The sequence below is a fragment of the Bacillus cereus genome, from assembly GCF_002577405.1.
GTDB classification, from domain to species: domain Bacteria; phylum Bacillota; class Bacilli; order Bacillales; family Bacillaceae_G; genus Bacillus_A; species Bacillus_A cereus_AU.
The window spans coordinates 134,156-158,418 of the sequence record NZ_NULR01000023.1 but is presented as its reverse complement, the minus strand read 5'-3'; the positions used below and the strand labels follow the sequence as shown (position 1 = coordinate 158,418).

Here is a 24,263-nt window from a genome sequence, read left to right as displayed (position 1 = left end):
TTTTATACTGGTTATGTATTCAATTTCATAGAGATACAATCATACTTATACTCACAAGCAAGTTCCATACAATGTGTAAAATAATACTAGGTATAATAGATTGCGTCTTTTTGTATAACATCGCAAATACAATCCCCATAATCGTTGCCGTAATTAGAAGACCTCCATGAAGAATCCCAAAAATGAAGGAAGAAATAATGATACCAACTAAAAAATTATATTTCTTTTCTAAAAATCGATATAAAATACCTCGAAATAGAATTTCTTCTTTAACCGGTGTAATTATAACAACACTTAGCACATATATAATACTTTGTATGCTATTTTGAAGCTCTAAGCTCCCTAATTGTTTCTGTTGTTCTGCTGCACTTTCAAAACTAAACACATGTAACAGTAAATATTGTGATAACGCAATGACAATAAAACCAATTAATAGATATAAATATGTCTTCCCATTCTTCAAAACGGATAAATCCCAAATATATTTAATAAAATGAAGAACTGGTTTATAAGCTAATAAAACGATAGCAACAACAGCTGCATCTAATAAAAGGAAATAGTACCCTTCTAAATTATCACGCAACGCTTCCTCACCATAAATCCCAAAAGCTAAACCAAGGAATAACCCTCCTAGAAGTACGAATCCTAAAATGATTGCTATCATTACAAATAGATTTTTATATGTTATATTATCTATTTTCCTTTCCACACTATACGCTTCTAACACCGTTTTACTCATACTATTCCTCCCTTTGTTTTCATTTACCTCAACAAAAATCCTTCAATACAAATATATAGATAATATAACAAAATTTTCAAAAAGAATAATATGCAATTTTACATATTATGAACGCTTTGTATTCTATAGTTTTAGGAATTATATTGTTATATAATAATTACAAAATAAAAACTTCTTACTTCCACATCATGATTCCCACTTCATACTAAACCTTATGAATAAAAGGAGAGATAAACATGAAAACACATGATTTTCTTACTAAGGTGCAAGATAGCTATGACCCTAACCAAAGCCAAGATCCTTTTATATTTATGTTTTTCGGTTTCCTATTAGCGATATACACATACTTAAAACCCACAAAATAATATCATCTAGTAAAAAAGAGCCTCTAAATTATTTGAGGCTCTTCCTTGTTAAATTCCGCTCCGCTTCTTCAATCGCCCGTTGCATTTGTGGTAATGGATCTTTCATCATCTTCCCATGCCCTGTCGCCAATATAGACGGCTTATACTCCAACAATTTCTGAGCACTTGTTAATGAAACTTCAGCATCCCCCTTTACCTCCATTAAAAAAAGCCGTTTTACAAATACATATGTAAAACAACTCTTTTCAAGAATCCAACAATAAAAAACCAGCAGCCAAAAGGCTACTGGTCCTCTTTCATCTATTAAACTGTATAACGCTCATCTTCTAAAATTTTCGCAGCGATTTCACGTTTCTTCGGAATTACGTTAAGTGGTGTGTGGCGAGTTAATTTACGTAATGATGATAACATCATGCGCAGCATGTCGCCGTTCTCAACTGCGATAAGTGTTTCTTTAGCATCTGCTTCGATTTCGTTGAATGCTTCTTGGCAGAATACTTCAGTGTATAACACTTTTTGTTTATTCTTTTCAAGACCAGTTGTTTTAATTGCTTTTTCTGTACGAAGAACAGCTGATTCCATTGCATAAAGGTTGCTTACGATGTCAGCGATATTCACAAGAATTTCTTGCTCTTTATCTAACGCTTTACCGTATTTTTGAACAGCTAATCCAGCTACCATTAAACCGATTTTCTTCGCGTTACTTACTAAATATTTTTGAAGTGCTAATGGCTCATCGCCTACTTCTTCTGGCATCATCATCATTAACTCTTCTTGTAATTTTTGTGCTTTTTGAAGAAGTGGTAATTCACCTTTCATCGCTTTACGTAAGAACGTACCTGGTACGATTAGGCGATTAATTTCGTTCGTTCCTTCGAAAATACGGTTAATACGAGAATCGCGGTACATTCTTTCAATCTCATACTCTGCCATAAATCCGTAACCACCGTGAATTTGAACACCTTCATCTACTGTATAATCTAATACTTCAGAACCAAATACTTTATTTAAAGAGCACTCGATTGCATATTCAGCGATAGAAGCTGCTACTGCTTTACCGTCTTTTACTTCCTCTTCAGATAATGTGCTCATGCGGCTTTCAAATAAACCTACTGTACGATATACAGAGCTTTCAGCTGCATATGTTTTCGCTGCCATATTCGCAAGTTTCTCTTGAATTAATGGGAAGCGAGCAATTGGTTGTTTGAACTGTTGACGTTGATTTGCATATTGTGCTGAAATTTCTACCGCACGTTTCGCAGATCCAACTGTACCAACACCTAATTTATAACGGCCGATATTTAAAATGTTGAACGCGATAATATGACCTTTACCGATTTCACCAAGTAAGTTTTCTTTCGGTACTAATGCATCTTCTAAAATTAACGTACGAGTTGAAGAACATTTAATGCCCATTTTTTTCTCTTCAGGGCCTGTAGATACGCCAGCATACTCTTTCTCTACGATAAATGCTGAGAAGTGCTCACCGTCTATTTTTGCATATACGACAAATACGTCAGCGAAAGCAGAGTTTGTAATCCATTGTTTTTCACCGTTTAATACGTAATGTGTACCTTCTGCATTTAAACGTGCAGTTGTTTTTGCACCTAACGCGTCAGAACCTGAACCTGGCTCTGTTAATGCGTATGCAGCCAATTTTTCACCAGTTGCAAGTAATGGTAAATACTTTTTCTTTTGCTCTTCGTTACCGAATAATACGATTGGTAAAGACCCGATACCTACGTGAGCACCGTGAGTAATCGCGAAACCACCAGCGCGAGAGAATTTCTCTGCGATTAACGCTGAACTTACTTTATCAAGGCCAATTCCGCCGTACTCTTCTGGTACGTCAGCACCTAATAAACCAAGCTCCCCAGCTTCTTTTAAAAGACGAACCGAACGATCAAACTCATGTTGCTCTAAATATTCAAGCTCTGGAAGAACTTCATTTACGATAAATTCCTCTGTCGTTTTTGCAATCATTTTATGCTCAGATGAAAAATCTTCTGGCGTAAACACTTGATCAATCGTAATCTCATCAACTAAAAAGCTACCGCCTTTAACCGCACTTCCTACTGTTTTTTCCATGAAAATTTCCTCCTTCATATTTTCATGAGCCGCTTCTCTCATTTTGAAAGAAGCTGGCTCTCAATTTTATTTTTTATAAACCTTGGTTGCTTCCATTCTTTGTATTGGCGGCGTCTCGTTTTGAGCGAGCCGCTTACACTTTTTTTATAATCCAGTTCCAGCGGCTAGAATGTTCAGTGGCTTCGCTTCTTCCTGCGAGGCAAAAAGCGCCTCTACGTCTGAAGCTCCATCCCCCTCACATTCTGAGCGAGCCGCTTACACTTTTTTTCATAATCCAGTTCCGGTTGCTAGAACAGTCGGTCGTTTCACCCCTTCCTGTGAGGCAAAAAGCGCCTCTTCGTCAGGGCTTCCAACGCCCTCTTGTTCTGAGCAAGCCACCTGCACTTTTTATAGTAATTCAAACACTCCCGCTGCTCCCATTCCGCCGCCGATACACATTGTTACGATACCGAATTGTTGGTTGCGGCGTTTCATTTCGTGAATAAGAGATAGTGTTAGTTTTGCTCCTGTACAGCCAAGTGGATGTCCAAGTGCGATTGCACCGCCGTTTACGTTTACTTTTTCTTCATCTAAACCAAGTTCACGAATAACTTGGATTGATTGAGAAGCGAATGCCTCATTTAGTTCGAATAAGCCGATATCAGATAGCTCTAATCCTGCTAGTTTTAACGCTTTTGGAATTGCAGCAATTGGGCCGATTCCCATTACTTCTGGTGGTACGCCAGCTACTGCAAATGAACGGAATTTCGCAAGTGGCTTCATGCCATCGCTCACTGCTTTTTCACGATCCATTAATAGTACAGATGCTGCTCCGTCACTCATTTGCGAAGAGTTACCAGCTGTTACAGAACCGCGAACGTTAAATGCTGGACGTAATTTACCTAAAATGTCTAGCGTCGTCTCTGCTCTTACACCTTCGTCTTGTGCGAAAATGATTGTTTCTTCTTGCAGTTTGTTGTTTGATCCAACAGTACGTAACGTTACATCTACAGATACTGTTTCATCAGCAAAGTTCCCTGCAGCTAATGCTTTCGCAGCGCGTTGATGACTTCTTACCGCGAATGCATCTTGCTCTTCACGAGAAATTCCATATTTCACAGCAACTTGCTCTGCTGTATGTCCCATACCCATATAATATTCTGGAGCCGCTTCTACTAAGCGACTATTCGGACGAACAACGTGTCCCATCATTGGAACTAAACTCATTGATTCCGCTCCGCCTGATAATACAGCTTCAGAGTGACCAAGCATAATGCGCTCTGCTCCGTAAGCGATACTTTGTAAACCTGAAGAACAGTAACGATTAATTGTAATAGCTGGAACATCGTAAGAAAGTCCTGCTAATCCGCCGATATTACGAGCCATATTTAAACCTTGTTCTGCTTCTGGCATCGCACAACCGAAAATTAAATCATCGATTGGTCCTTCATAATTCGCACGCTTTAACGTTTCCTTTACTACTAACGCCCCTAAATCATCAGGACGAACTGTTTTTAATGAACCCCTCTTTGCTTTTCCAATTGGTGTTCTTGCTCCCGCAACAATGACAGCTTCTCTCATGAACGATATCTCCCCTCGTTATTAGTTACGTAATGGCTTTCCTTTTACTAGCATGTGCTGCATTCTTGCTTGTGATTTCATCTCACTTACTAAGCTAATAAATGCTTCACGTTCTACATCTAATAAATACTGCTCATCAACTTCTGTTCCGTACGGCACTTTGCCGCCCGCAATGACATATGCAAGTTTCTTCGCAATGTGAAGATCGTACTCTGAAATGTAACCTGATAAATGCATTGCTTCTGCACCAAGTGCAAGAGTTGCATATCCTGTTTCACCAACAACCGGTATCTTTTTACGGATTGGTGCTTTATAGCCAGCTTCATATAAAGCAAGTGCTTTCTGCTTCGCATCGTATAGTAAATGATCACCATTCACACTAATACCGTCTTTATCGCCTAAGAAGTTGTTCAAGACAGCTTCTTGTGCTGATGTAGAAACTTTCGCCATCGCTACGGATTCAAATACTTTATTCGCAACTTTTTGTAAGTCGAATTCTACGCCGTTAGCCATTTTATTTAAGTGTTTAATGTATAGCTCTTTGTTACCGCCTCCGCCAGGGATTAAGCCAACACCAACTTCTACTAAGCCCATATACGTTTCGCTAGAAGCTTGAATGCTCGCTGCTGGTAAACAAACTTCTGTACCGCCGCCAAGCGTCATACCATATGGCGCTGCTACAACCGGCTTAGAAGAGTACTTAATTTTTGTCATTGCATCTTGGAAGTTTTTCACAACCCACTCAATTTCAAAGTAGTTATCGTCTTGTGCTTCCATTAAGATCATCGCAAGGTTCGCACCAACGCAGAAGTTCTTCGATTGGTTTCCGATAACAAGACCTTTATAATTTTTCTCTACTTCATCAACAGCGTAGTTAATCATTTGCGTAATATCCATACCGATTGCATTGCTCTTCGAATGGAATTCTAAACAAAGGATGCCGTCGCCTAAATCAATTAAGCTCGCTCCGCTATTTTTCTTTAATACGCCATTTTTCGCTTTTAATTGCTTAAGAGAAATTGCTTTTTTGTTACGTTCGATTAGCTTATATTCACCATTATCGTAATAGTAGCTATCGCCATTATCATGTTTATAGAAAGTAGCAAAACCTTTCTCTACCATTTCTTTCACCCAAGTAGGAACAACTGCGCCGTTTTCTTCCATCTTTTGAACAGATTTTTCAACGCCGATTGCATCCCAGATTTCGAATGGCCCTTGCTCCCAGCCGAAGCCCCACTTCATCGCTTGGTCAATTGCAACGATATCGTCAGCAATTTCTTTATGAAGTTTTGCAGAGTATAAAAGAGTTGGTGTGATGATGTTCCATAACAACTCTCCTGCACGGTCTTTCGCGTATACAAGCGCTTTCAATTTATTCGCTAAACCTTTTTCTTGTTTACTTAACTCTACGGATGCAGCTTTTAATTTTTTACGCGCTTCGTATTCCATCGTTTCAGGATTTAATTCTAAAATTTCTTTTCCTTGTTTTAAGAAGAAGCCTTGGCCTGTTTTACTTCCAAGCCATTTTTTATCAAGCATGTCATGCATGAACGCTGGTACTTTAAATACATCACGCTCTTCTTCTTGTACATTTTCATATACGTTATTTGCAACGTGTACGAATGTATCTAAACCGACAACATCTAATGTACGGAACGTTGCGCTTTTCGGACGACCAATAAGTGGGCCTGTTACAGAATCAACTTCCCCAATGCTATAACCGCGTTTTATCATCTCTTGAAGAGTGACAAGTAAACCATACGTACCGATGCGGTTTCCAATAAAGTTTGGTGTATCTTTTGCGATAACAACGCCTTTTCCAAGAACGTCTTCGCCAAATAGTTTCATGAAGCTTAATACTTGTGGATCTGTTTCTTTCGTCGGTATTACCTCTAGAAGTTTTAAATATCGTGGTGGGTTAAAAAAGTGTGTGCCTAAGAAGTGTTTCTGGAAGTCGTCTGAACGACCTTCTGCCATTTTCTCAACGGAAATGCCTGATGTATTTGAGCTCACAATTGAGCCTGGTTTACGAACAACATCTATTTTTTCAAATAGTTTCTTCTTTATATCTAAGTTTTCAACTACTACTTCAATAATCCAATCTACATCAGCAAGACGCTCAAGATCATCTTCTAAGTTACCTGCTTCAATCAGTGCTAGATTACCTTTCACTGTAAGAGGAGCTGGTTTTTGCTTTAATAGTTTTTGCAAAGCCGTATTACTAAAACGATTTCTCACACTTTTATGTTCTAATGTAAGTCCCTTCGCTTCTTCTTCTTTCGTAAGCGCCGGTGGTACAATATCAAGCAATAATGTCGGAATACCAATATTAGCTAAGTGTGCCGCAATTCCTGAACCCATTACACCTGAACCTAGAACAGCAGCCTTTTTAATTTGGAACATCCATTTCTCCCCCTATTCTTGAATGAATGCTCATTCAATTTTTCGACATAAGTCGCAATCAATGAGTGAGCCTCTACTAATAAATATATGATAACGTTTGAATTTTCGCAATATATTTATTGATAAAATTTTCTGAAATAAATATATTTCTTTCATTTGGCTATGCTATACATGTGTATTTTCTTCACTACAATGCACTTTTCCTTTTTATAATCTGACGAAATTGGAGGAATATATATGGCAAAACTTAAGAAGAACCCCTCAAAAGCTGGAATTAGTGCAGCAAGCGTAACTGGAAACGCAGGTCCGCATAATCACGGTGTGGAAAAAGGCCGTCAAGGCAATAACCAACAATATAAAAAGCATAATATGGGCGAAAAATAACGCTATATTTTTGGGCAGAGAACGTGGCATAATGATTAATGGCTGCTTTTTCTGCCCAATTTATTTGTAACAAAAGAGGGAATTATAATGAAAAGAACAATAGTTATGATTGTAATGATTGCTACACTATTTACAGGGATGATTTTCTTCTCTTATGCACAAAGGCAACAAGCTGTAAGAGCGGATCAACCTACTATTACAGGGCAATACGGCATTACAATCGATGCAGACACAGGTGAAATTTTGTATGGGAAACGCGAAGATGAACGCTCTTATCCGGCTAGTATAGCCAAAATGATGACAACGCTTCTCTTACTAGAGAATGTGAAAGAAGATGAAGAAATTACAATTACAGAAAACGCGATTAAAACAGAAAGTCAAAGTAAGAAGATTAAGCTTCGCGCGGGTGAAAAATTAAAACGTGATGAGGCATTAAAACTTATGCTTATTATTAGTGCAGACCCAGTTGCCGAGTCAATTGCAGAACATATCGCAGGATCAAAAAATGAGTTTGTGAAAATGATGAATGCTAGAGCGAAGGAACTTGGTACGAAACATGCAACTTTCAAAAATGCAAGCGGTGCTGATGCAATCGGAAATAAAGTATCACCATATGACATTGCTATTATTACGAAAGAAGCATTAAAGTACCCAGTTGTTTTAGAATATATGAATTCAACACGTACAACTCTACATACTTCAGAACGCTCTCCAAAAATCGCAAACTATGGACGAGAAGAACTATATAACGATCCATATGCGATTGGAAGTAAAAGCGGTCTATCAACACTCGGGAAATATACGGTCGTAACAGTCGATGAAAAAGACGGGAAACGCGTCATTAACGTCGTATTATCTTCTAATCGCACACAACTATATCCTGATACGAAGAAAATGGCACATTACGCATTTCAGCAATTAAAATAACCAAGGAGTATAGTCTCCTTGGTTATTTTTTGATCATACCTTTTAATACGAACGCAACGTTTGCTGGGCGCTCTGCTAAACGACGCATGAAATAGCCATACCAGTCGTTTCCATAAGGCACATACACACGCATTTTGTAGCCTTCTTTTACTAGCTCAAGTTGACGCTCTGTACGAATACCAAATAACATTTGGAATTCAAATTGATCCCTAGGAATGTTGTGTTCTTCGGCAAGTTTTTTCGTATATTCAATAATCGCTTCGTCATGTGAAGCAATTGCAGTATAATTTCCATTTAATAAGTGCATTTTAATAATTTTTTTATAGTTGTCATCTACATCTTTCTTGTCCGGGAACGCCACTTCTTCAGGTTCTTTATAAGCCCCTTTTACAAGACGTAAATTAGGGTTATAAGCGTTTAAGTCCTCAATATCTTTTTCTGTACGGTATAGGTAAGCTTGAATAACAGTACCAATATTATCGTATTCAGATTTTAATTGTTTAAAGATATCAATTGTTTTTCCGCAACGTGTATAGTCTTCCATATCAATTGTAACAAACACACCATTTTCTTTTGCAGCTTCTAAAATACGGCGCATATTGTTCATTACGATTTCATCAGAGATATCTAATCCCATAGAAGTCATTTTTAAAGAAAGCTGCGAATCAAGACCTTCTCTTCCAATTGCACGGATCGCTTCAATCGATTGGGAAGCCATTTCATTTGCTTCTGCTTCATTATCAACGAATTCACCTAAATAATCGATCGTTACACAAAGACCTTGCTTGTTTAATTGTTGAATTGCAGCTGTCGCTAATTCAATCGTCTCCCCTGCGACAAAGCGACCTGCACCAAAGCGCAAACCGTACTTTTTAGCCAGTTTTGTTAGCGCTTTATTTTTTGACAAGAAAAGAAACGAATTTCGCATTAATTGTTCCATGTAATTCACCCCTATGACTGTACTTTATCTGTTTTTTACCCCTCTTCAAAATTATATCATTCTTTAAAATTATTTGATACAAATAATTATTTAGATAATTTATAAAATACTATAAAAATATTTAAAACCTTATATTCTCGCTTGTAAATATGAAGAAAATATTTTTCGACATTTAGAAAAAACGGGTTTACTAGGCCAAAAATAGGCATGCCGAAAATATTCGACATGCCTATAAAACCCTTTATATTCCATGTAAATTATATAAGGATATTAATGAAGAAAACTTGAGGTAACATTCCCCTCTGGGTTTTCTTACTGCTCATTTCTCTTCTCTTCATTCAGCTTTTTAATATCCGTAATTAACTGTACCATCTCTTTTTTCGCATCGGGATACGTCTCATTCCAATGCTTCACTAAAGCTGGCATCGTCTTAGCGATATAAGAATACAGCGCCCATTTCTGCACCTGCTCTTTTCGCTCTTCATTACTTTCTCCCAGTAATAGCTCCGTGTATTTCTCTAGCAATCCGTCAAATTGCTCGTTAAATTTTTCATTCATTTTATTTCCCTCCCATATGAAAAAAGCAGCGAACATCGCTGCTTTTTTCTTATAATTTTGATCGAACAGAGTTTAATTTCTTCTCCATTGTGCTTACTTTATCACGACGATCATCAATACGAATTGTTGTCGCAACGCGCTGTGCACCTTTCGTATATGGAACTTCATGCATTTGTTGAATTACTTCTAGAATGACAGGAAGATCTCCTTCAATAACTGTATTCATCGGTGTTAATTGATACTTCACGCGATCTGCATTTTTCTCTAGCACCTTTTGTACTTCTGCTACATACTCACTAACACTTGGATTACCTGTTCCTACTGGAATAATCGATACGTCAACAATTGCCATAGTAACTTGCCTCCTATATTCACTTCTTATATATCCATTGTCTATTTTACCAAAATCTTTATCATTTTAATAATATGTTATTCCTCTACTTTAAACTGCTCAACTAATCTTTCTAAGTCCCTCATATTCTCTGTCAAACTTTCCATCGTATGAGCTACCTTTTCTAGATGATTAACCTGTGACTCAGTCGCTGCATTTACCTCTTCAGAAACAGCTGCACTTTCTTGACTTGTACCAGCAATTGTGTTCATTACCTCTGTAATTTCTCCTTGCTCGTGGCCTATATTATTTACCCCTTCTACAATTTTTTCAACTGAAGTACTAATAGTATTTACAACTGACATAATTGTACGGAATTCAGCCTCTGCCTCTGTCGTCACTTTATTTTGTATATTAGCAATATCTTTCAATTTGCTCACGACTTCTACAACTCGTGTTACTTCTAATTGTACATCGCCAATCATCGTTGCAATCTCACCGGTTGCCTCTTTCGATTGTTCAGCTAATTTTCGAACTTCGTCAGCAACAACCGCAAATCCCTTACCTTGCTCACCCGCACGCGCTGCTTCAATCGACGCATTTAAAGCTAGTAAATTCGTTTGATCCGAAATACCTTTTATAAGCTCTACAACATTTTGAATTGACCCGACTCTTTGCTCTAACCTACCAGATGCTTCCTCTGTATGAACAACGATAGAGGATGATTCTTCTCTTGTACGAACTAGATTCTGCACCGTATTTAATCCTTGTTTAGATGCCGCTTCCGCTTTGCCGGTCACTCCTTTTATTTCACCAACAGATCTATCCATTTGCTCTACTGACTGCGCCATGTTCTCGAGCTGTGCTGAAACTTCATCTACACTATTAGCAAGAGTAGAAGCTCCTCCGCTCACATCATCCATTGCCCCTGAAACTTCTCTACTAGCCGCTACCGTTTCATTCGTTAAATAATGTAGATTATTCGTTGATTGTTGCACTGTTGATACACTATTTTTAATTTTACTTACCATTTCATTCATTTGCTCAACCATATGATTAAAATGCTTCGTCAGCTCTCCAACCTCATCTTTACTTGTCACTTTCATTTGCAGCGTTAGATCACCTTCTGCTACTTTTTGAACGTGATTCGTTAATAATTGTAATGGTCTTGCTAATCTTCTTGAGAAGAAGTATGAAGCTACTATTCCAAATAATAAGCTAATACATGCCATTATAATGACTGCATTTCTCGTACTATTGAATAATCCATCAATTGTTTGCTTCGGATAAAAGATACCGATTTTCCATTTCATCGCATCAAATGTCTGACTATAAACAACTACATCTTCACCTTTTAATGTAGTAACAGCATATTTTGTTACTTCTTTATTTAAACTCTTCATAAGTGGCTCTTTAGAAATATCTTCCCCCACTTTTTCTGGGTAAACAAGAGCTATATTTTTATCATTTACAATAAACATTTCTCCGTTATTACTGTATTGAATATTATGAAGCAATTTCTGAATCGTCCCAAGTGATACATCCATCGCCACAACACCCAATATAGATCCATCTTGAGCTGTAATTGCTTTAGAAACCCCCACGCTTAACTTACCTGTTGCAATCTCATACGTCGGTTGTCCCCAGTGAACTTTTTTCATATCAGCCTCTGAATCTTTATACCACGGCCTTGTCGTTGGATCATATCCTTCTGGCACTTTTCCACCTTCAGCAAGATTGGCACTTAATGTTTTTTTATCTTTCGTACCAATATATAAATCTAAAATACTAGGATGATTCTTTTTATACTCCGAAAACTCTTTCGTTAAAAACGATTCTTCTTCTGGAGTAACTCCGTCTTGAAGCATGTTACGAACCATTTCACTGTTCGCATAATATCCCATATCTTCATCAATTCGTTGAACAAATGCCGTAAGTTGCTCTGTCACAAGGTCCATCGTATTTTGAGAATACTGGTCTAAGGAGCGCACTTCCTTCTCTTTCTGTAATTGATACATAGTTGTACCTAATATTACGAACATCATAGAAATAAGTACTGAAAATACTACCGCAATTTTTAAACGTAAACTTCTCAACATCTTCCCCCAAGCATCCCTTCTCGTTGTATTGCAATCATGTTAATCACTATATTAAGTATAATGGATAAAGATGAAAAATTAAAATTAATTCTCATCTCAATCTAATTTAGAAAACCTACTAACACTTGTGTAAAAACAAATAGTTCATTATCCTTAAACTATATAATCACATTCGTTCGGAGGGAACTATGTTACAAAAATTCGGTTTCTCACAATATGAAAGCCAAGCTTATGAAGTTGTCGCATCAAGTAATGAACCGTTAGATGCCACAACAATTGTAAAGCACTCTGGTGTTCCAAAAGCAAAAATATATGAAGTGCTGGCACGCCTCATCGATAAAGGAATGGTAATGGACTCTGTTTCAGAAAAGAAAAAGTTATATACAGCGTTACCACTAAAGCTAGCAATTGAAAAATTAACGACAGAATTCCAATCCAATATTAAAGAACTGGAAACGAATATATCAAAAAAATCATTTACAGATGACCGCGTGTGGAGCTTAAAGATGCAATCTTCTATTCAGGTTCAAAGTAAAGAACTCATAGAAAGTGCAAAAGAATCGATTCGTATTTCAGCTTGGAATGATACGCTTTTAGAATATCTTCCATTATTAGAACAAAAAGCAAAACAAGGCGCAAAAATTGAATCCCTCATAGTCGGAAACGTAGAAACAGAGTTAGAAAATATGCATTTTCTAATTCCAACTGAAGAACCTAACGCACTAGAGCGTTATTTACTACTTATCGTAGACGACCGCGAAATTTTATTCGCCGGTGTAGAGCAAGAATCATGGCAAGCGATGAAAACAATGTCACAACCTTTCGTGAAGTTCTTTACAGAATTCTTCTATCATGATGTTGCACTTGCAAAGATTACTCAAAAACACCATGATCTCTTTATGGAAGATGCGGAAATTAAAAGTTTGTTGATGAAATTGAGGTATTAACACATCCCAAAAGGCATTCCTCATACAAAAATAGCTGTACCAAAAGGAGTTTTATATACTCTTTTGATACAGCTATTTTTTATGATTTCGCTAATTCAACTTTATGTAGTTTGTTTTTCGGATGGTTTTGATTTGTAAATACAGAACGGTCATTTTTTAATACAATTACTTCAAAGAATGGCTTAAATCGTTCCTCTGAAATGTCAAAGGCTTGTAAAAACTTCCCGAACATTACTTGCTCTTCACGTTCAGCCTCTCCATCAGAAAGAGATGAATCAATTAAGTTAACAAGAATACACATTTTTTGTGCATCTGTAAGAGATGGTGCTGCTTCTCTTAAAAATGTATCTACACTATTTTTACGAACATACTTAATCGCCTTCTCAAGTAGGTCATCGTTATTTCCACCTACATAAATCTTGCCGCCTTTATTTTTACCACCTAAAACAGATAATAATTGTCCTAATTCCTCATTATCATATTCTCCATCTGCACCCATCATGTAAAGTAAAGATGTAGCAAATGCAAAGTGTGGTTCCATCCCATTTTCTGTACGAGTTTTGTCACCTTTAAACATATCAAATAAACCCATTTGTGGCCCTCCTATATAAAACTATAATCTTCCTAAATATAACAGAAAGCGCTACAAAAGGATGTGTCTGTTTTGTAAAGTTTGCACTCAAATGATTAGGTCATTTCACGATTTTTTTTGCTCCTTTATCTCCATCAACAGCTCAATAATCTTCTCATTTTGCTCCACTTGTTTCTCAGAATTTTGATAGATGAAACGAACCCATCTAAGAACAAAAATAACCACAAATAACGGAAGTACCGTGAATATAAAACCAATAATTGAATACTCCATATACTATCACCTCGCTATATACCCCTTTCTCCATTTCTCTCCTAACCCCTGCAATTTTTTACAAATAAAAAAGAACCTATCAAACGATAGATTCTTCTTTCGCAAACTGAGTAGAGCGCCCTCTCGTAATCGAGAAAATCGCACAAAGTAGCGCCAATATAATAAAACCGCCGCCTACCCAAGCGTTATATATAACAGATGATTTCTCAATAACAACTCCGCCCACTGTTGAACCGAGCGCAATTCCTAAGTGAAGGGCAGAGTTATTTAAACTTTGCTGAATACCAGCTGATTCTGGTGCAATTTCAATTAAATAGTTTTGCTGCGCTGGTGAAATAGCCCAGCTAAGCATACTCCAAAGTCCCATCATAATAATGAAGAGTGGGAATGAGAATGTCACCATTGGTAACATAAAGATTGCACATGCAAATACGATAATGATGGAAATAATACTTTTCTTCGATCCCCATTTATCAGCAAGCAAGCCCCCAAGGCCGCCTCCAAGTACCGCCGCGATTCCGAAAATGAAGTAAAATACACTAATCCAATTCGCTTCAACATGCATCACATCTTTTAAAAATGGTGTTAAATATGCATATAGTGTTAAATGACCTGTTAAAAATAAAAAGGATGTTAACTGTGCACTTACAATTTTTTTATCCTTTAACGTAGCAATTTGTTCTCTTATCGATAATACCGATGTCGCTGGTACTTTCGTTAAGAATAATGAAATACAAGCGATCGCAATAACTGTTAAAATCGAAATGAGTACAAATGGCGCACGCCATCCGTATGCATTTCCGAGTACAAGACCAAGTGGTACTCCAAGTACAAGTGATCCACTAATCCCCATAAAAATGATTCCAATTGCACGCGCACGAAAATGTGGTTCTACTACACTAGATGCAAGTGTTACAGATAGTGCAATAATAAGCGATCCACTCGCCGCACAAATAACCCTTGAGAACATTAACATTCCGTAATTCACACTAAATGCTGAAATGATATTTCCAATTAAGAAAATCGATAATGCCCCAATATATAATGTTTTTCTTTCAACCTTCCCTGTTACTGCTAATAAAACTGGACCTGACAAAGCAAATACTACTGAAAATATTGTTATAAGCTGACCAGCTGCACTAATAGATACTCCTAAGTCATTGGCAACTAAATCGAGCGTTCCTCCTATAATTAGCTCAACCGTTCCGACTACAAAAGCCGCAATAGCTAAAATATACACACGAAAATTCAAGTCTTTCCCCACACTTTCCTTTTTGGTTACTACGACTATAGTAACCAAAAAGGAAAGTGGAAGCAAGTACAATTTTTTTAAAGCAAAAAAGGTAGGCGTATTATACGCCTACCCTTCCATCATTCAGTTTCTTTCTTCCTATTTAAATACCAATAAACCGGAAGCCCAGTAAAGACAATTCCAATTGATAAGAAACAACTCACAGGATCATTAATAATTGCACTACCAATTACAAAGAACGAACCTAAAATCGCAACAATAGGTACGATCGGGAATAACGGTACACTATATGCACGCTCTTTATTCTTATTACGTTTTCTTAAAATGAAGACACCAATAAACGTCATTACATAGAAAATATAAATGATGAATACAGAAATCTCAGATAGCTTATTCGGATCACTAATAAGCATTAAAATAATTCCTAAAATGATTTCAACAGTAATCGCATTTGCTGGTGTTTTAAATCTCGAATTTTCTTTTGCAATAAACTTAGCAAATGGAAGCTGTCCACGCTCTGCCATTGACATTGGAATACGTGGGAACGTTAAAATCTTTCCGTTTAAACAACCGAAAATAGAAATAATAATACCAATACTAATAATTTTCCCGCCATATTCTCCAAGTAGCATGCCCGCAGCTGTCGCTGTTGCATTTTCACCAAGGTCTACAATTTGTGTTGCTGGTAATACATTCAGTAACGCCAAATTAATTAATACGTAAGCGGCTGTTACAATTAAAATCCCAACTGTCATCGCTTTCGGTAATAACTTTGTTGGATTCTTCATTTCTCCACCAATAGAAGCAAGTAAAATCCAGCCGTCATAAGCAAATAACGTCGCTAATATTGCCATCCCGATACTTTGATTTTCTGATATCGGCACAACTACGTTAAAGATATCACTATTCCCTTTCCAAAAACCTAACACAACAATTAAAACGATCGGAATCATCTTCCCAACCGTCGTAACCGTTTGGACGATACCTCCATACTTTGTTCCCATACTATTTACAACGCCTAGGAACACAACTGTTCCAATTGCGATTGGTAAATTCCATACTTTATCTAAAGAGAAAAAATTGATCATTAAAGAACTAAAATACAAACCTAACGTTCCAATAATAGCTGGTCCATAAACAATTGTTTGCATCCAGCCTGATAAATACCCCCAAAAACTTCCGTAAATCTCCTCTAAATACGTATACAACCCACCATTTTTCGGGATTTGCGCTCCAATTTCAGCTACTGTTAAACCACTTGCTAACGTCAACAGACCACCAATTACCCAAGCAAGAATAGCCATATTAGAACTCCCCGAGTAATCTAATACGCTCCCTGGTTTCATAAACACACCAGATCCAATAATAGTTCCTACTACGATAGAAAGTGCAACTGTTAAACCAATTTTGTTCTTCTCATCATGATGCATGCTGCGTATCCTCCTTCCAATTCTAGTGTGATGCAAAAATGAAATAAAAAAACACTCCTCCCTAAAAAAGGGACGAGTGTTGTATTCGTGGTTCCACCCTTGTTTCAATTCGTAAAGTTGCACACTTCACCAATTTCTCAAGTCTAAATAACGGTTTTTGCCGGCAAGCAATTACTAGGTATCCGTTCACTGCTGCAGTTCAGAGGTGGTAATCCATTTTTCCGTATTAGGAAGCTCACAGCCAAAGGCTTCCCTCTCTGAGAATCGTAAAAAATTGATCATGTCCTCATCATCACTTCTTGATGTCGAATTTTGTAGTTATTGTTCATTATATTGAATTGTTAGAAAAAATCAATATATTTTTTTATATAACATAAGAAATTTCTCTCTTCTTATATTATAACAGAAGCTACAACATTTCTCTAATTCCCTCATCTCTTCGGAGCAATATCGTTGTAAAAAAATTATATCCACGATTTCCGAAATATACCGATTTACCAACCAAAAACGACAATAATAAAAGGAGGCTGTTTCAAAGACAGCCCCCTCGCATATGTACCTTTCAGTTGCCCTTACGAAAGATACATAACTCCATTATTTATCTTCTTTTTTCATAAAAACTTTATGATGCGGAAGATCCACATTTAATTCCTCTAATTGTTTCTTTTCATTTTCTAGAATTGCTTTCGCTTTTTCTTTTGTCTGATCGTCTAATCCCGCAAAGATGTCTTCATGCTTCGCTTTTTCTAGAAGTTTCACACCTAGTTTTGTTAATTCCTCTTTGGCTTGCTCACGTGTTAATTTCCCGGACTTTTCTTGCTCTAAGATCGACTTCGCTTTTTCTTTCGCCTGCTCGTCTAATCCTGCAAACATATCCTTGTGTTTACCCTTCTCCGGCAATTTCACACCTAGTTTCGTTAATTCCTCTTGCACTTGTTCACGCGTTAGCTTTCCTGATTTCTCTTGCTCTAAAATTGACTTCGCCTTTTCTTTCACCTGCTCATCTAATCCTGCAAACATATCTTTGTGTTTACCCTTTTCTGGGAACTTCACACCTAATTTTGTTAATTCCTCTTTGGCTTGCTCACGTGTTAATTTCCCAGACTTCTCTTGCTCTAAAATTGACTTCGCCTTTTCTTTCACCTGCTCATCTAATCCTGCAAACATATCTTTACGTTTTTCTTTCTCCGGAAGCTTTACACCTAGTCCCTCTAATTGTTTCTTTGTATCGTCCATAATCGTTTTTACTTTTTGTTTTGTAGCGTCATCTAAGTTCTTTTTCGTCGTTTTTGTAGGCTGATCCGCTGCTTGCGTATTTGTTGCCGCAAATGCTGGGACACCCACTCCTCCTATAATTCCAAATGATAAAACACCTGCAATTGCTAAATACCCAACTGTTTTCTTCTTCATAGGAAATTTCCTCCTTCATATTTCTAAAGCATGTACACTTTCGTATACAATGCCTATAGTAATGTTGGTTTCTTAAAATTCCCTTAACGATTTAAATAAAAAAACACCGCTCGTGATGAGCGGTGTTTCTCTATGCATTTTGTAATTGTAATTCTTCACGTTCCATTATTTTTCTTAATACAATTGTTTGCGTCATTGTAAATAAGTTACCTGTGATCCAGTACAGTACAAGACCTGATGGTGCCGCAAATCCCATAAATAGAATCATGGCCGGCATCATAATTTGCTGTACTTTCATCATTTGCCCTTGCTCACCAGACGCCATATTCGATTGAAATACCTTCATTTGAATAAATGTCGTTAACGCTGCGATAATCGGTAATATATGATATGGATCTGCATGTCCTAAGTTCACCCATAAAAACGAAGATGTGCGAATCTCTTCTGTTCTGCTAATCGCATAATACAAAGCAGAGAAAATCGGCATTTGTATTAATAATGGCCAGCAACCAGCAAGTGGATTCCAACCGCCTGATTTCATTAGTTCTGACATTTCTTTTTGATACTGCTTTTGTTTTTCAAGATTTTTGCTTACATCACCGTATTTTTTCTTTAACTTCTGCAGTTCAGGTTGCATTTTTTTCATTTTCATTTGACTACGATATTGCGAAACGGCTAATGGAATCATCGCTGAACGGACAACAAGCGTAATAACAATGATAGCAACCCCGAAGCTAGCTCCAGGTATATGATGAGCAACAAATTGAATCATATACGAGATTGGATATACGAAATAATGGTTCCAAATTCCCGTACTATGTGAATCTATTGTGCCTGCAGTACTACAACCAGATAAAACAAAAACAAGTACTAATGAAAAACTAATGAGCTTAGCTCGGTATGATTTTAACATGTTTATTCCTCCAATGTTTCGTAATTATTTAGCGAAACATTGGTGTATACGGACCGACCTCGTCACTCTCGTCACTCGATTCTTGTCTACGTACAGAACGAATCATTCCATATTTATAAAAAATGGAGAAAAGCGGTACATTTCCGGTACCCTCTTCACACGTATCAACTAGTTTAAAAGCTCTTTGTCTACCGCTCGATGCTTGCTGACGTACAAAGCGAGAGACATTAGCAAGAAAAAAGACTTCTAATAAACAAAGCGCTGTCGTTACAAACGATATATATAGAATTGCATCCTGGAATAAAAACTCCATCGCTTCACATCCTTAATAAAGTCATTTTAGCACATTAGGCAAACATTCTCTATTTCCTTTTGTTTGCAAAAAATAATTTTGCATATTTTCTCAAAAAAACTATGTTAGAAAATCAATGTATTCGCTTTCTTTAGTATATTCACGCACACCGATGAATAGGTTTGATTTATTAGAAATTTATAAAATTTTTGCATTATAATAAAACTATTGCCAGTTTTTGAAAAAAGCTTTATTCTCTTCTTGTAATCAAAAATGAATATGGAGATGAAACATACTATGGGTCAACTAGGAGACGCCGATTACGTTCCCGACACCGCCTTTTTATCCTTCCCAGCAGCTAAAACATTTCATCTAGAATTTATCATACAGTTAATTGTTATTTTTATAGCTTCTATTTTGTATGCAATTTCTATGAATATGTTTTTTATCCCGCATAATATGATTAGCGGTGGTTTCGCTGGTGTAGGGATGATTATCGGTTATTTAATGCACTACAATATCGGAGCACTTATCTTTTTACTAAACATTCCTCTTCTTATTTTAAGTCACTTTTATTTAGGTAAGAAGACAACCTTTTTAACGGCATACTTTGTAGCAGTATCATCTTTAGCAATGAATATTCTTCCCGTACACCAAGTTTCAGACGATATTTTACTTTCTTCTGTATTCGGTGGTGTCATCTGCGGCGCAGCCTCAGGAATCATATTCCGATTTGCTTCTTCAACAGGTGGTTTTGATGTTGTTGGACTAATTGTAGCTAAACATCGAGATATTTCAATTGGAGCAATCATCTTTGGGTTCAACTTAATCTTACTTGTTGTAGCAGGATTTATTTTCGGATGGGATATTACGCTTTATACGTTAATTAGTCGGTTTGTAGTCAGCAAAGTGATTGATGCCGTGCATACAAAACATATTAAATTAACGATAATGACAGTTACAGAAAAAGGCGAGGAAATAAAAAGCGCACTACTACATCACGGCATACGTGGTGTGACAATGGTAGATGCTGTCGGCGGCTATACAAACCATAAGAAAAAAATGATTTACACCGTCGTAACTCGCTATGAGTTAGGCGAAATGAAACGTATTATCCGTCAAGTGGATAACAAAGCATTTATGAACATTACTGAAACAGTTGAAATTGTTGGCCGTTTCAAACGCATATAAAAAAGCGCAAGGAACTACAATTCCTTGCGCTTTTTATTTTTTACACTTATTACAAAATCAGATAATTCTATTATTGTGGCACTAAATGTGTTATAATAAAAATAGACTTATCAAAAAGAGTATATAGACTTGGAAGTTTCTCTTATTTATATAAGCAAAAAGAAACAAGAAGTCGGGTATATTTCAGACACCATACACGTAACGGCTAAAAAAAGCCGCTCATCTTAGTTATTCTTCACTAATCTTTTTATAAAAAGATACGTACAACTAAAACTCACTTCAATATACTATACCTACTTTTTTGACTTCCAAATCATCTTATTACATAGGGAGATGAACATATGAATCAATATATACGATATACATTAGCTATCCTGTTTGCTATTATCGGTGGAACAATCTGCTTCTGGACAAACACTCAGCTTGGAGAGAATATCATTTTTAATGGAATCGAAACACTTGTAAGCGCTTCAATTTTAGGCGGATACATTTTCTTCCTCTTCAATCCAGAAGAAAATGCTCAAAAAACAATGCTATTAACAATGATCGGAATCGTCGGCGGATGTATTTCCTACTCGATGACAAACTATACATTACCACTTCAATTAAGCTCAGCTTTCTTCCACGGTCTATGGACTTGGTTCATTGCATTCTGCCTAGCAGACGTATTCAACCTATTACAAGACACTGAAGAAGAAAACGGCCGTCAAATTGAAAGTAACTCGTAAGCTGGAAGATATTCTTCCAGCTTTTTTGTTTGCTTTTCCCCTGTACATACCCCATCTGGTACTTCCTGAAATATATCAACGATTTTTCACATATATCGACTGTTTCTCCACTTATATCGGCGATTTTTTCAATATATCGACGTTTCGACACAACTTATCGATTTAACGACATTTTTCGGCAACCTACTCATACTCTATACCCGTCACTACAATAAAAAGAAGCTACCCCCACGGCAACTTCTTTTTCACATACCCCATTTGGTATTTACTAAAATATATCAACGATTTTTCACATATATCGACTGTTTCTCCACTTATATCGGCGATTTTTTCAATACATCGACGTTTCGACATCCTTCGACACTCAAAACGCACAATATACCCTATCCCCCAAGCAACTTACTGCCGAACTCTACGATTAAAAAGATAACTAATAGGATCGCGAGTATTTTTAATGCTACATACGCTACTTTAAAAACAGCATAAATAAGCAAGACTATCAAAATAATCGTTAAAATTTCCATATGCATTCCCTCCTATCTCTTTCATTCTACCTGCACTTCGTTTTTTATGAAATTGAATAAGATGACATAGAAAAAAGAGGATATCTCATCCATCGTAAGATACCCTCTCCTTTAGCAATTCAAACCATTCTCTCTCTAATTGTAAATATCCCATCTCACTCTTCTCAGCGCTCTTCAATTCTTTATTAGCTTTCTTCATATAAGTACGTGAAGCTTCTAAATCATCCTCTAAGTATTTAACAATTCCTTGTGTGCGGTAATATCCATGTAAGTCCATTTTTGTAATGGACTTTGCATGTTCCTTGGCTTCCTGCAGAGAAAGACTTCCCTCCTGATAAAGAACTTTATATAAAAGATACCAACTATGAAAACTACCAACGAAAAATTTATTTTCTTTCGTTACAGGTAGTTGAACAATTTGTTCTACATACGGTATCGCTCTTTCCATTCCCTCTTGATCCGCTCTGGCATAAAAGACAAGCATAAGTCCGCTCATTGTCTCTCTTATACTTTTATTCTCTTTTAGTTTGTCTTCGCTAAGTTCTACTAATCTCTCATCCCAATCTTTTGGCCTTTTATAACTAAATAACTCACTCGATACTTGAATCGTATATAAATGCTCTCTAGCCTTTTCATCATCTTTAATTAAAATAAGAAATTGCATACCATCGCTCATAATCGTTCCTTTTATCGGCACGATTGTAACCGCGAAAATCACAAAATGGAAAACGGAAAAATATAAAAGATATTGATAATAACTTACCATGTATATGTAACCTGAAGTAATACCGAATAGTACACTCACAATCGGTCCACCTAAAGTCATCCATGCCCATTTTTTTGAAAGATTCGGTGTCACTGTAGAAGGCGGTACTAACATTGCGACGCCACCAAAATACGCCCATAATTTATTTTCTCGAATGCGTACTTTTCCCTTCTCTTTTTGAACAGTAATAGGCCCTACTGTCATAAACTTAAATTGTAAACCGCCTATTAAACCGAATATGACATGTCCTAGCTCATGAATGGCTATTACTAACAAAGAAATTCCCACTACTGCCCATATGTTCAACATTGTTTCTAACTTCTCGGTTCGGATTACTCCGTATAAAATGGACAGAACTAACGCCGCCGTCATGGAACCAGCCGGCCTTCTTAAAATATCCACTCTTTTCTCCCCTTAATAAAGCATTTTTCTATGCATTTCATACATGAATTTTCCGATATGCAATATCCAAATAAACGAGATCAATCCAAGCAATACGAAATTTACATCACTAGCCGCTGTATATATAACGGCAGCCCACCACGTCAAAGCCAGTACTTTATTTGTAAATTCATACGCTTTATATCCAGCCTCATGCACAATGTGCTTTAACCCTTCATCTGCATTTTTCGTCCACATTTTCATCGATTCCATATATGTTACACCTTGCTCAGGATATAGCTTGTTATAACGATTCTTTGCTATGATCCCGATAACCACTACAATGGTTAAACAAGCTATAGAAGCTATCAAATTCCCAACTGCAAATGAAACATTTGTATCATGCAACAGTGCACGTCTACATGTAATAATTGCATATACAAACCATGCCTGCGTAACGATATCACCTACACGTAAATACATGATTATAATACCTAATTTTCTGCCTTGTACGCTCTCTTCTTCATCGCGTACCTTCGCTAACATACGTGTATTCTTCCAAGTGTAATAAATCATTACGATTCCAAAAATAGTACACACACCTATTAATATATTAGGTGATAATTTTCTCGGTTCATCCGAAAGCATATCTAAAGCTATATAAGATGCAAAAAAGCCACCCATCATACTTAATAATAACTTTCCCACAAAATCAAATTGTTTTTTTAGTTTACTCTCCATCTCCCTCTTCCCCCTCCACTAACATAAATATTTCCTCCACTGGTACATTGAAAATGTGTGCGATTTTTAACGACAATACAATAGATGGCGCATAATCACCGCGCTCAATTAAACTAATGGTTTGTCGTGATGAACCAATTGCTTTCCCTAAATCCCCCTGTGACAAACGATGCTTTGCTCGCAATTCCCTCACTCGATTTTGAAGCTTCATGCTTTACCTCTTTTTCATTTATTTAATTAGAATTGTAAATAATATCCTTATTATTGTCAATTATCATTGTCAATTTGACGCTGATACATGTCAAAAACAAATATATATTACGCTAGATATAACATATATAATAATTTTTAAGAACTACATAATTGAAGTTAACGTAAACTTCCTTATTAATGAAAATAGCGCCTACCAAGGTTCTAGCACTTACTTTG

At 36.6% G+C, this 24,263-nt stretch carries 24 protein-coding genes, 1 pseudogene and 1 other annotated feature; of the genes and pseudogenes, 5 read left to right on the top strand and 20 right to left on the bottom strand.

What is annotated here, in order from left to right:
• Positions 1 to 25: 25 nt before the first annotated feature.
• The 5 genes and pseudogenes from COC96_RS24340 to COC96_RS24315 all read right to left on the bottom strand — a co-directional run bounded on the left by COC96_RS24340 (position 26) and on the right by COC96_RS24315 (position 7,155).
• Positions 26 to 739 (bottom strand): CPBP family intramembrane glutamic endopeptidase, encoded by a 714-nt coding sequence (locus tag COC96_RS24340; protein ID WP_098268349.1) that lies wholly within the window; start codon positions 737 to 739, stop codon positions 26 to 28.
• A 393-nt stretch (positions 740 to 1,132) separates the two neighbouring features.
• A pseudogene (locus COC96_RS24335) lies at positions 1,133 to 1,291 on the bottom strand (MBL fold metallo-hydrolase); the annotation flags it as partial.
• Between the two features lie 116 nt (positions 1,292 to 1,407).
• The gene (locus COC96_RS24330) at positions 1,408 to 3,192 is read right to left on the bottom strand and encodes an acyl-CoA dehydrogenase family protein (RefSeq protein ID WP_098268348.1); all 1,785 of its coding nucleotides are present in this window, start codon (positions 3,190 to 3,192) and stop codon (positions 1,408 to 1,410) included.
• A 387-nt stretch (positions 3,193 to 3,579) separates the two neighbouring features.
• Positions 3,580 to 4,752, bottom strand: coding sequence for an acetyl-CoA C-acetyltransferase (locus COC96_RS24320; protein ID WP_001206343.1), 1,173 nt, complete (start codon positions 4,750 to 4,752; stop codon positions 3,580 to 3,582).
• 21 nt (positions 4,753 to 4,773) lie between these two features.
• Positions 4,774 to 7,155: a 3-hydroxyacyl-CoA dehydrogenase/enoyl-CoA hydratase family protein gene (locus COC96_RS24315; RefSeq protein ID WP_097904236.1), complete on the bottom strand. Its 2,382-nt coding sequence runs from the start codon at positions 7,153 to 7,155 to the stop codon at positions 4,774 to 4,776.
• A gap of 237 nt (positions 7,156 to 7,392) precedes the next feature.
• Here COC96_RS24315 and COC96_RS24310 point away from each other — a divergent pair, with 237 nt between their 5' ends.
• Positions 7,393 to 7,539, top strand: coding sequence for a YuzL family protein (locus COC96_RS24310; protein WP_001096344.1), 147 nt, complete (start codon positions 7,393 to 7,395; stop codon positions 7,537 to 7,539).
• 87 nt (positions 7,540 to 7,626) lie between these two features.
• The gene (locus COC96_RS24305; RefSeq protein ID WP_098268347.1) at positions 7,627 to 8,466 is read left to right on the top strand and encodes a D-alanyl-D-alanine carboxypeptidase family protein; all 840 of its coding nucleotides are present in this window, start codon (positions 7,627 to 7,629) and stop codon (positions 8,464 to 8,466) included.
• A 22-nt stretch (positions 8,467 to 8,488) separates the two neighbouring features.
• On the opposite strand, the gene COC96_RS24300 is transcribed toward COC96_RS24305, so the two are convergent.
• The 4 genes from COC96_RS24300 to COC96_RS28715 form a co-directional block, all read right to left on the bottom strand.
• Positions 8,489 to 9,406 (bottom strand): proline dehydrogenase family protein, encoded by a 918-nt coding sequence (locus COC96_RS24300; RefSeq protein WP_097904234.1) that lies wholly within the window; start codon positions 9,404 to 9,406, stop codon positions 8,489 to 8,491.
• Between the two features lie 312 nt (positions 9,407 to 9,718).
• Positions 9,719 to 9,964 carry a YusU family protein gene (locus tag COC96_RS24295; protein WP_098268346.1) on the bottom strand — a complete coding sequence of 82 codons (246 nt, stop codon included), beginning with the start codon at positions 9,962 to 9,964 and terminating at the stop codon, positions 9,719 to 9,721.
• Between the two features lie 49 nt (positions 9,965 to 10,013).
• Positions 10,014 to 10,316 (bottom strand): MTH1187 family thiamine-binding protein, encoded by a 303-nt coding sequence (locus COC96_RS24290; RefSeq protein ID WP_001018862.1) that lies wholly within the window; start codon positions 10,314 to 10,316, stop codon positions 10,014 to 10,016.
• Positions 10,317 to 10,393: 77 nt separating this feature from the next.
• Positions 10,394 to 12,394 carry a methyl-accepting chemotaxis protein gene (locus tag COC96_RS28715; protein ID WP_098268345.1) on the bottom strand — a complete coding sequence of 667 codons (2,001 nt, stop codon included), beginning with the start codon at positions 12,392 to 12,394 and terminating at the stop codon, positions 10,394 to 10,396.
• A gap of 188 nt (positions 12,395 to 12,582) precedes the next feature.
• Here COC96_RS28715 and COC96_RS24280 point away from each other — a divergent pair, with 188 nt between their 5' ends.
• Positions 12,583 to 13,341, top strand: a complete 759-nt coding sequence (locus COC96_RS24280; RefSeq protein ID WP_098769549.1) for a TrmB family transcriptional regulator — start codon at positions 12,583 to 12,585, stop codon at positions 13,339 to 13,341.
• Between the two features lie 79 nt (positions 13,342 to 13,420).
• Here COC96_RS24280 and COC96_RS24275 read toward each other — a convergent pair whose 3' ends face one another.
• The 7 genes from COC96_RS24275 to COC96_RS24245 form a co-directional block, all read right to left on the bottom strand.
• Positions 13,421 to 13,933 carry a TerB family tellurite resistance protein gene (locus tag COC96_RS24275; protein ID WP_088232100.1) on the bottom strand — a complete coding sequence of 171 codons (513 nt, stop codon included), beginning with the start codon at positions 13,931 to 13,933 and terminating at the stop codon, positions 13,421 to 13,423.
• Between the two features lie 105 nt (positions 13,934 to 14,038).
• A complete protein-coding gene (locus COC96_RS27665; RefSeq protein WP_098268343.1) occupies positions 14,039 to 14,206 on the bottom strand; it encodes a hypothetical protein in 168 nt (55 codons plus the stop codon).
• A gap of 79 nt (positions 14,207 to 14,285) precedes the next feature.
• Positions 14,286 to 15,530 carry an MFS transporter gene (locus COC96_RS24265; protein WP_098268342.1) on the bottom strand — a complete coding sequence of 415 codons (1,245 nt, stop codon included), beginning with the start codon at positions 15,528 to 15,530 and terminating at the stop codon, positions 14,286 to 14,288.
• Positions 15,531 to 15,577: 47 nt separating this feature from the next.
• Positions 15,578 to 16,888 carry an APC family permease gene (locus COC96_RS24260; protein WP_098268341.1) on the bottom strand — a complete coding sequence of 437 codons (1,311 nt, stop codon included), beginning with the start codon at positions 16,886 to 16,888 and terminating at the stop codon, positions 15,578 to 15,580.
• Positions 16,889 to 16,953: 65 nt separating this feature from the next.
• Positions 16,954 to 17,190 (bottom strand) — a binding site (T-box leader).
• A 292-nt stretch (positions 17,191 to 17,482) separates the two neighbouring features.
• On the bottom strand, positions 17,483 to 18,298 hold the full coding sequence (locus COC96_RS24255) for a hypothetical protein (RefSeq protein ID WP_098268340.1): 816 nt from the start codon (positions 18,296 to 18,298) through the stop codon (positions 17,483 to 17,485).
• A gap of 130 nt (positions 18,299 to 18,428) precedes the next feature.
• The gene (locus COC96_RS24250) at positions 18,429 to 19,211 is read right to left on the bottom strand and encodes a membrane protein insertase YidC (RefSeq protein WP_098268339.1); all 783 of its coding nucleotides are present in this window, start codon (positions 19,209 to 19,211) and stop codon (positions 18,429 to 18,431) included.
• A gap of 28 nt (positions 19,212 to 19,239) precedes the next feature.
• Positions 19,240 to 19,524, bottom strand: a complete 285-nt coding sequence (locus tag COC96_RS24245; protein ID WP_098268338.1) for a hypothetical protein — start codon at positions 19,522 to 19,524, stop codon at positions 19,240 to 19,242.
• A gap of 276 nt (positions 19,525 to 19,800) precedes the next feature.
• On the opposite strand from COC96_RS24245, the gene COC96_RS24240 reads away from it, so the two are divergent.
• Positions 19,801 to 20,694: a YitT family protein gene (locus COC96_RS24240; protein ID WP_071712722.1), complete on the top strand. Its 894-nt coding sequence runs from the start codon at positions 19,801 to 19,803 to the stop codon at positions 20,692 to 20,694.
• Between the two features lie 341 nt (positions 20,695 to 21,035).
• A complete protein-coding gene (locus tag COC96_RS24235; protein ID WP_098268337.1) occupies positions 21,036 to 21,422 on the top strand; it encodes a DUF3938 domain-containing protein in 387 nt (128 codons plus the stop codon).
• 383 nt (positions 21,423 to 21,805) lie between these two features.
• Here the strand turns inward: COC96_RS24235 and COC96_RS24225 are convergent, their stop codons facing one another.
• The 4 genes from COC96_RS24225 to COC96_RS24210 all read right to left on the bottom strand — a co-directional run bounded on the left by COC96_RS24225 (position 21,806) and on the right by COC96_RS24210 (position 24,045).
• Positions 21,806 to 21,946: a DUF3985 family protein gene (locus tag COC96_RS24225; protein WP_000404783.1), complete on the bottom strand. Its 141-nt coding sequence runs from the start codon at positions 21,944 to 21,946 to the stop codon at positions 21,806 to 21,808.
• A gap of 85 nt (positions 21,947 to 22,031) precedes the next feature.
• The gene (locus COC96_RS24220; protein ID WP_142319449.1) at positions 22,032 to 23,084 is read right to left on the bottom strand and encodes a M50 family metallopeptidase; all 1,053 of its coding nucleotides are present in this window, start codon (positions 23,082 to 23,084) and stop codon (positions 22,032 to 22,034) included.
• Positions 23,085 to 23,126: 42 nt separating this feature from the next.
• Positions 23,127 to 23,834, bottom strand: a complete 708-nt coding sequence (locus COC96_RS24215; RefSeq protein WP_098268335.1) for a DUF3169 family protein — start codon at positions 23,832 to 23,834, stop codon at positions 23,127 to 23,129.
• Positions 23,824 to 24,045: a helix-turn-helix transcriptional regulator gene (locus COC96_RS24210; protein ID WP_098268334.1), complete on the bottom strand. Its 222-nt coding sequence runs from the start codon at positions 24,043 to 24,045 to the stop codon at positions 23,824 to 23,826. Before COC96_RS24210 ends, COC96_RS24215 begins: the two co-directional genes overlap by 11 nt.
• Between the last annotated feature and the right edge of the window lie 218 nt (positions 24,046 to 24,263).